7 protein-coding genes and 1 pseudogene are annotated in these 7,766 nt (G+C 61.9%); 2 read left to right on the top strand and 6 right to left on the bottom strand.

The annotated features are described in order from the left end of the window. Window positions 1-248: pseudogene (locus tag AUJ55_04850) on the top strand (transposase). A gap of 571 nt (window positions 249-819) precedes the next feature. Here the strand turns inward: AUJ55_04850 and AUJ55_04845 are convergent. The 3 genes from AUJ55_04845 to AUJ55_04835 are packed head-to-tail and all read right to left on the bottom strand — an operon-like array spanning window position 820 to window position 3,771. Further along, window positions 820-2,085, bottom strand: a complete 1,266-nt coding sequence (locus AUJ55_04845; GenBank protein ID OIO58610.1) for a hypothetical protein — start codon at window positions 2,083-2,085, stop codon at window positions 820-822. After that, entirely contained in the window at window positions 2,078-2,737 is a 660-nt protein-coding gene (locus AUJ55_04840) for a hypothetical protein (protein ID OIO58609.1), read from the bottom strand. The genes AUJ55_04845 and AUJ55_04840 overlap by 8 nt, the downstream gene beginning before the upstream one ends. Window positions 2,738-2,739: 2 nt before the next feature. Further along, window positions 2,740-3,771 (bottom strand): Ni/Fe hydrogenase, encoded by a 1,032-nt coding sequence (locus AUJ55_04835; protein OIO58614.1) that lies wholly within the window; start codon window positions 3,769-3,771, stop codon window positions 2,740-2,742. Between the two features lie 229 nt (window positions 3,772-4,000). Here AUJ55_04835 and AUJ55_04830 point away from each other — a divergent pair, with 229 nt between their 5' ends. Further along, entirely contained in the window at window positions 4,001-4,474 is a 474-nt protein-coding gene (locus tag AUJ55_04830) for a hypothetical protein (GenBank protein OIO58608.1), read from the top strand. A gap of 51 nt (window positions 4,475-4,525) precedes the next feature. Here the strand turns inward: AUJ55_04830 and AUJ55_04825 are convergent, their stop codons facing one another. From AUJ55_04825 to AUJ55_04815, 3 genes are read right to left on the bottom strand one after another with little or no spacing between them, the layout of a single operon-like run. Beyond that, complete coding sequence (locus AUJ55_04825) at window positions 4,526-4,927, bottom strand: hypothetical protein (protein ID OIO58607.1); 402 nt, start codon at window positions 4,925-4,927, stop codon at window positions 4,526-4,528. A gap of 6 nt (window positions 4,928-4,933) precedes the next feature. After that, window positions 4,934-7,204: a hypothetical protein gene (locus AUJ55_04820; protein OIO58606.1), complete on the bottom strand. Its 2,271-nt coding sequence runs from the start codon at window positions 7,202-7,204 to the stop codon at window positions 4,934-4,936. 43 nt (window positions 7,205-7,247) lie between these two features. Then, window positions 7,248-7,727 carry a hypothetical protein gene (locus AUJ55_04815; GenBank protein OIO58613.1) on the bottom strand — a complete coding sequence of 160 codons (480 nt, stop codon included), beginning with the start codon at window positions 7,725-7,727 and terminating at the stop codon, window positions 7,248-7,250. Window positions 7,728-7,766 lie beyond the last annotated feature (39 nt).

Below are 7,766 nucleotides of genomic sequence, written 5' to 3'. Positions count from 1 at the left end.
ACGACGTCCTACGGTTCATCGACAATCCGCTGGTTCCCTTCACCAACAACCAGGGTGAAAACGACATCCGTATGGTCAAGCTGCACCAGAAAATCTCAGGATGCTTCCGCTCCAAAGAGGGCGCCGATATCTTCTGCCGCATCCGCAGCTACCTGTCGACCTGCCGCAAACACGGCATCGGTCCCACCCCAGCCCTGACCCTCCTCTTCGAAGGTAACCAACCCCTCTTTATGAAAGAAAACCCGTAGGGAAAAACCGGGGGGATGGGAGGGGCTGAATAGTTACTAATAATGATTCTGCAAGTCCTGATCCATTTGATGAAAATAAATCAATTTTTGTTAGCGTGGCTATTAGTTCTTTTAGGGTTTTGTATTGAACTTTACCGATAAAGCAAGTTATGTCGGCAAATCCCCCCCCACCATTTATTAGTGCCTCTAGAAGTTTGCGCGGAGTCGTTTTGACTCTTGCGCCATCTTTATTGCTAGAGTAAATGCGCCACATAGCATCAGTGTCCCGATGCTGGGTCCAGCACAGGCCGTAAACCTTGTCCCGCATAGGTTCCAGAGTTCCAATCTCACCGGTACTAGAATCAATTACCTCTGAGGATAATAAGTAATTCTCAAATGGATCATCCCATTTGCTCGGATGTACAAGAACCAGTTCTTTGTTTGTTAGGCATTCAAAAAGCCTTCTTTCTGACATGATTCGATAGATAGGCTTGTCGATTTCGCTTTCAGGTATATTAATTATATACCGATACGCCATAAAAATCCAATTTAGTTGAAGGTTTGAGTTGTATGTTGGTTCAATAGGATGAGGTTATTTCTCCAAATTCCCCGCCACCAACTCCACCAAACTCACAAACTCGGTCTTCATCCCGTAGTGCTCAAAGGCGCTGTCGAAGGCGAGGCGGCAATTCGAGCAGGTCGAAACCACCCGCTGCGCCCCCACCTGTTCGATCTGCCCCTTTTTCATGCCGAACGACTTCAAACGCAGCTCGTCGGCGCGGGGGATCGAGATCACTCCGCCGCCCCCGCCGCAGCACCAGTTGTCCATTCGGTTCTCGGTCATCTCGCTGAAATTGGCGTCGGGGACGATGGCGTGCAGCACCCGGCGCGGCTCTTCGAACAGCCCGCCGCGCCGTCCGATTTGGCAGGGGTCGTGGTAGGTGGCTTTGCCCCCCTTCGCCTCCCGATTTACCCGGATCTTGCCCTCACTCAAAAGAACATCGATCAGCTCGGCAATCTGCACCACGGTGAAGGGCAGGTCGCGGGCCAAGAGATTTTGCGCCTCCCAGCGCAGCGCCCCGTAGGCGTGGCCGCACTCGGGGCTGACCACCTTCTTCACCTTGAGCTGCTCGGCCGCCTCGACCACCCGATTCAACATCTTGGCCGCCTTGGGGGAGCTGCCTTGCAGGTAGCCGAAGTTGGTCCCCTCGAAATTCTTCGAATGCACCGTCCAGCTGAGTCCCGCCGCGTTCAGGATTTTGGCGGTCGCCCCGATGGCGTTGGGGTACTTCATGATTTCGATGGAAGAAAAGAGCACCAGGTACTCGGCCCCCTCTTGGTCGACCGGGATCGCCTGCTCCCATTCGTCGCCCATCCACGCCACCCGCTCGGCGAAGACCTCGGGGGTGGCGCCCAGGGGGGATCCGGTTTCCAAAGCGCGGTCGGTCGCCTCTTTGAGCCCCTCGGGGACAATCCCGGCGGCGGTCAGCCCCTCGCGCATGGCGCGGATCAGCATCGGAATGTCGATCCCCATGGGGCAGACGACCGAACAGCGGCCGCACATCGAACAGGTGTCGAAGACCAACTCGCTCCATTCTTCGAGCATTTCGGGGGTGGTTTTGGGGATCAGCCCCAGGGCGCCGCGCAGTTTGCCCAGCCAGGTGTAGCGCCGCTTGTACTGCCGCTTGAGCAGTTCGGCCTTCCAGATGGGGATGTGTTTGGCCTCCCCGCTGCCTTGTGCGTAGTGGCAGGCGGTGGCGCAGACCCCGCAGTGGACGCAGGCGCTCAAGTAGGTGGCCGCCTTCGAACCGACCTTGCTCAGGGCGGTGTTCATGGCCGTGGTGACCGAATCAGCCATGACGCACCCCCACGCCCCGTTTCCCCATTTCGTATCCCGTCAAAAACCGCGAAACAAAGATCAACCCGGTATGGGCCAGCTTGGTGAAGGGGAGCAGCACCAGCAGCAGTTCGAAGCTCATGATGTGGATCGCAAGGGTCAGCGGGTAGTTGGGGGTCAGGTTGTGGATCGTCAGGTAGCCGGTGAGGATCGGCAAAAAGGTGAGCAACCAGGCGATGTAGTCGTTGGTGTCGCTCATCAGCCGCAGCACCGGGGTGGTCAGGCGGTGAAAGAGGACCGCCAGCAACGTCACCATCGTCACCACCGCCACCCCATCGATCACCGGGGCCGGCAGGGCGGGCCAGAACAGGCCGGTCAGGTCGTGGATGAACAGCAGGTGGGGGCCGAAGAAGAAGACGATGACCAGCAGCCCCAGGTGGAACAGCGCCGCGCTGCCGTAGGTGAACTGGGTGCGGCGCAGGTTGGGCAGGTGGTAAAGCGAGGCGGCGACCAGGTGGCGCGTCCCTCCCCAGGTGGGGTTGCCTTTGGGGGGGACACGGTCAACCCCGTGGCCGATGAAGTAAAGGAAGGCGAGCCGTCCGATCAGTCCGACGATGAAGATGGCGAAAGACCAGGTCAGCCACGGCCCCCGCACCCATTCGAGCAGGTCCATGGTTATTCCCCTTTCTGGGCTTTATTCCGAGCTGCCCGGGCCTGAAACGCCATCGCCGCCCCCGCCGCCACACCAGCCGCCGCCGCAGCAGCGATGCCGATCCCCTTGAAGGTGGAGTCGGTTCCGGTGGAGAGCGCCGCATAGAAGGAGCCGTTGTCCCAGAAGTTGGGCTCCGAGCAGCCCAGGCAGCCGTGGCCCGACTGCACCGGCCAGCTGGTCCCTTGATTCCACTTCATGGTGGCGCAGGCGTTGTAGGTGACCGGCCCCTTGCACCCCATCTGAAACAGGCAGTGGCCCGCCTTGGCCCCGGCGTCGTCGAAGCCGCGGGCGAACAGCCCCTTGTCGTAAAAGGGGCGGCGGTAGCAGCGGTCGTGGATGCGCTGGCCGTAAAAGGCGGTGGGGCGGTTCAGATCGTCGAGTTCGGGGAGTTTGCCGAAGGTGAGCACGTAGGTGACCACCCCGGTGATGACGTCGCCGATGGGGGGGCAGCCGGGGACGTTGATGACCGGCTTGCCGATGAGCTCGGAGATCGCCTTGGCGTTGGTGGGATTGGGGCTCGCGGCGGGCAGACCGCCGAAGGAGGCGCACGATCCAATGGCCACCACCGCCGCCGCCCCCTCGGCCGCCTCTTTAAGAATGTCGAGCGCGGTCCGCCCCGCCAGAACGGTGTGAATCCCCCCATCGGCGGTCGAGACCGAGCCGTCGATGGCCAGGATGTACTGCCCCCAGTTCTCTTTCATCGCGGCGGCCCGGGCCTGCTCGGCCTGGTGTCCGGAGGCGGCTTGCAGGGTTTCGGAGTAGTCCAGCGAGATGTGGTCGAGGACGAGGTCGCCGATGGCGGGGGAGTTGGTGCGGGTCAGCGACTCGGTGCAGCCGGTGCATTCTTGAAAGGGGAGCCAGATCAGCGAGGGTCGTCGCCGGGTTTCGAGCGCCTGGGCCACCTTGCCGTAGAGGGCGGGACTCAACCCCATCATGGCGGCGGTGACGGTGCAGAACTTGAGGAAATCGCGCCGGGAGAACCCGGCCTGACGCATCGCTTGGTAGACCGTCTGCTTCGCACCCATCTCCAACCCCCTCTTCGTTGTTGCCAGTGGAAGACTCCTTCGGGGACCGCATTACCATCTTCGACCGCTTGCGGATGATGTCAACCGGCGATACCGCCATGAAAATCGCAAGTTTGGGGCGGTTTTCCCGTACAATGCTCGGCGTTATAAAATGGCAGAATTCTCATGACTTATAAGAGCTGCGAGGTCACGGGTCGATATGCGGATGACGATGCGATTGATGGTAGCGGTTGTCTTGATGATGGGATCGTCGGCGTATGCCGCCGATACAACCTTGGCTGTGAAGGCGGGGGGGTTGCACAGCAGCGCCGCCACAGGGGGGACCGCCATCGCCCCCGGCATCGCTTGGGGCGGGGTGGTCGGGAGCAACCTCGGTTACGAGGTGAGCTACCTGGACGGCTCGTTGGGAACAACGGGCAAGGATCGCAGCCGGGTTTTGACCGGCTCGCTGGTCTTCTGGGCCCACATGGGGGTCATACACCCCAAGCTCAAGTTGGGGGGCGGTTCGGTGTGGACCAAGACGCCGACCGGGACGACCTGGAATCATACCGCCAACCTTGCCTATGGCGGTGGCCTCGACGTTGAAATCAGCCGCAACGTCTTGCTCGGGCTAGAGTGGAACAAACTCAGTAACGACGTAAGTTTTGCCGGGATGACGTTGACCTGGAAGTAAGCCGAAAGTGAAACGTCTCATGTTGTGAACGGGGGCTCCCGCCCCCCGTTTTTATGCTCGTAGCGCCGTCGCCACCACCGTGCGCCGCCTCGGCCCGTCGAACTCGGCCAGAAACACCCCCTGCCACGTCCCCAACAGCGGTTGCCCGTCTTGCACCGGAAGCGTCAGGTCGGGACCGATCAGCAGGCTCTTCACATGGGCCGCCGAATTCCCCTCCCCGTGCCGATCCCCCGCCACCTGCCACGGCACCATCGTCTCCAAGCGCCGCAGCACATCGCCCACCACGTCGGGATCGGCGTTTTCGTTGATGAGCAAAGCGCAGGTGGTGTGCAGGGTGAACAGGTGCAGCACCCCGTCGCGCAGACCCAAGGCGTCGATGGCCGACTGAACCTCCCGGTCGATGGGGACCAAGGCCGCATGGCTCGGGGTGGCGACGGTAAACGTTTGGCGCATGGAACCCTACGCTTCGTGCCCCAATATCTGCCCCACCTTAACCGCCAAGGTGTGCCAATCGAGGGGCTTGAGGAAGACAGGTTGGTCGGCCACCGCCTTGATCGCCTCCTCTTGCTCCCTCGCCCCCTCCGAGCCCGAAATGAAGAGGATCGGCACCGTGCTGTGGTCCGACCGCAGATGGTCGAGCAACACCTTGCCCCCCTCCCTGGGCATGATGAGGTCGCAGACCACCAGGTGGATTCCGGTGGGGTTGTGGCGCATGTAGGCCCAGGCCTCGCGCACACTGTTCGCCCCCACCACCCGGTAGCCGAGCCGCACCAAGAAGGCCTTGCCGACCTCGACCACCGCCGGATCGTCGTCGACCAACAGGATCACCTCCCCGTTACCCGAGGGTGGGGCGGTCAGGGGATGGCTGGTGTCTTGGCTTTCGGGCACCAAATGTTTGGCGTTGCGCTCCGGCAGCAGGATCGAAAAGGCGGTCCCCCGTCCCACCTGACTGCTCACCTCGATGGTACCGCCGTGCGCCTGGATGATGCCGTAGGTGACCGAGAGCCCCAGCCCCGTCCCTTTACCGGGCGCCTTGGTGGTGAAGAAGGGGTCGAAGAGCTGCCCCAGGTGTTGCTGAGGGATCCCCTCTCCGTTGTCGATCACCCGTAGGCGAGCCCAGCCCGCCCCCCGGCGATCGAGCCGGATTTCGAGCCGCCCCCCCTTGGGCATGGCGTCGTTGGCATTGACCGCCAGGTTGAGCAATACCTGGTGGATTTGATTGGGGTCGCCTTGAACCCAAACCGGGTCGCCGGGTGTGGCAACGACAAGCTCTACCGTTTCGAGGAGCGTCCCCTGGAGCAGGGCGCCGGTCACCTTCACCGTCTCGGCCAAATCGAAGATCGCCACCGTCTTGGGGGTCTTGCGACTGAACGAAAGCAGCTGAGTCACCAGGGCGCTGCCCCGCTCCCCCATCTCCATGATGCGCTTGGCCCATTCCCGCTCCTGCTCGCCCAGGCTATCGCTCATCAGCAAAAGCTCGGTGAAGCCGAAAACCCCGGTGAGCAGATTGTTGAAGTCGTGGGCGATCCCCCCCGCCAGCAGCCCGACCGTTTCCATCTTTTGCGCCTGCATCAACTGCGCTTCGAGCACCTCGCGTTCCGACAAATCGTGCTTTTGGGCAACAAAGTGGTGGATGCGCCCCAGTTCATCGCGCACTGGGGAGATCACCGCCTCTTCCCGGTAGAGGGAGCCATCCCTGCGCCGATTGGTGAAAATCCCCCGCCAGATCTCACCCCGGCGCAGGGTTGCCCACATCGACTCATAAAAGCTTTTGGGGTGGTAGCCGCTTTGCAAAATGTTGGGGTTTTGCCCCACCGCCTCGTCGGAGCTGTAGCCGGTGTTGCGGGTGAAGGCGGGGTTGACGTATTCAATGATGGCATCGGGATCGGTGATGATGACCGCGTCGGCCGACTGCTCGACCGCATTCCAGAGCAGTTGCAACTGCTGATCCCGCTTTTGCGCCACCTCTCGGGCTTTATTGCGCTCGCTTAAATCACCCAGGATGAGCAGCCGCGATTTCTCGCCGTCGAACTTGATTTCGCGGATCGACACATCGAGCGGAAAGGGAATGTCGTCGCGGCGCAGCCCCTCCATCTCGACCTCACCCCTCAACTGCTTGGAGGGATCCTTCTTGGGCAGACCCTTGGCCACGGCGGCGCTAAATCCGGGGATCAACACCCCAATCGCCTCGCCAATCACCGTCTCGGGGTCGACCTCGAACATCTTGGCGGCGGCCGGGTTCATCGCCTCAATGGCCCCACCCCCGGTCAGGGCGATCAAGCCGCTGGCGGTGTTGTCGAGCACCGCTTGGTAACGCGAGCCGCACCGACGCAGGTTTTTGCGGGCACGGCGCAGCGCCAGCGCCCCGCGCAGCACCCGCCCCAGCACCGCCGGAGAGCTGTCCTCCCGTCCGATCACATCCATCGAGCCGGTGGGGATCCACTTCTTGGGATCGGGGGTGGCCTCCCCCGCCGTCACCACCGGGATCGCCCGCTTTTCGGCCTGAATCCGCAAAGGGGCCAGCCCCAGTTTGGCCTCGTTGTGGTCGGGCAGAACAATCAGATCGATCTCGACCTCGTTCAGGCAACGCAGCCCCTCTGCCCCCTTGGTGACGTGGACGACAAACAGATACCCCCCCGCCGCCTCTTGAAAACACTCGGTCCATACCTTGCCGAAACGGGGGTCGCCCAGGATCAACAGGTGGAGCGGATCGAACAATTCCATCGGCATGGGGCGCTCCTAAAATGGCCGCAAAGAAAGGGGAAACGACCGCTTACCGACCGAAACGGACCTCTAAGGTCGCCTCGCCGATCACCCCCCCGGCCATCGCCCGCTGAATGCCGGGCCAGTCGACCTTGGGGGGGCTCTTGAGCTCGAAGTCGAGCGCCAGCAACCTCAAACGGTAGTGATGGGGAGCATCCCCCTTGGGGGGGCAGGGGCCGTTGTAGCCGATGCGGTTGAAGTCGTTGGGCCCCTGGCGCACATACCCCTCAAGGCTGGGGATCTGCACCACCCCCTTTTCGAGCGCCGGTTGGCTGGGGAGCATGCCGTAGATGATCCAGTGGACGAACGCCCCTTGGGGAGCATCGAGATCCTCCATCACCAACACCAGCGATCCAGTCCCCTCGGGCAGGTCCTTCCAGCCGATGGGGGGGGATCGATCCATCCCCTCGCAGGTGTACTCCTCGGGAATCAACCCACCGGGGCTTAGGGTCGGGGCGAAAATCTCGAAGGCCTGAGCGCTTAAGGGCAGCCACAGCGCCAACAACAGAAAAAAAGCCACCCGTTGTAC

The sequence above is a fragment of the Proteobacteria bacterium CG1_02_64_396 genome (assembly GCA_001872725.1).
Lineage (GTDB): Bacteria > Pseudomonadota > MNWR01 > CG1-02-64-396 > CG1-02-64-396 > CG1-02-64-396.
This window is presented reverse-complemented; position numbering and strand designations above follow the sequence as displayed.

Coding starts and splice junctions, on each gene's coding strand:
- AUJ55_04845 (OIO58610.1), bottom strand. CDS start 2,085: ATGGCTGATTCGGTCACCACGGCCATGAACACCGCCCTGAGCAAGGTC.
- AUJ55_04840 (OIO58609.1), bottom strand. CDS start 2,737: ATGGACCTGCTCGAATGGGTGCGGGGGCCGTGGCTGACCTGGTCTTTC.
- AUJ55_04835 (OIO58614.1), bottom strand. CDS start 3,771: ATGCGTCAGGCCGGGTTCTCCCGGCGCGATTTCCTCAAGTTCTGCACC.
- AUJ55_04830 (OIO58608.1), top strand. CDS start 4,001: ATGCGGATGACGATGCGATTGATGGTAGCGGTTGTCTTGATGATGGGA.
- AUJ55_04825 (OIO58607.1), bottom strand. CDS start 4,927: ATGCGCCAAACGTTTACCGTCGCCACCCCGAGCCATGCGGCCTTGGTC.
- AUJ55_04820 (OIO58606.1), bottom strand. CDS start 7,204: ATGCCGATGGAATTGTTCGATCCGCTCCACCTGTTGATCCTGGGCGAC.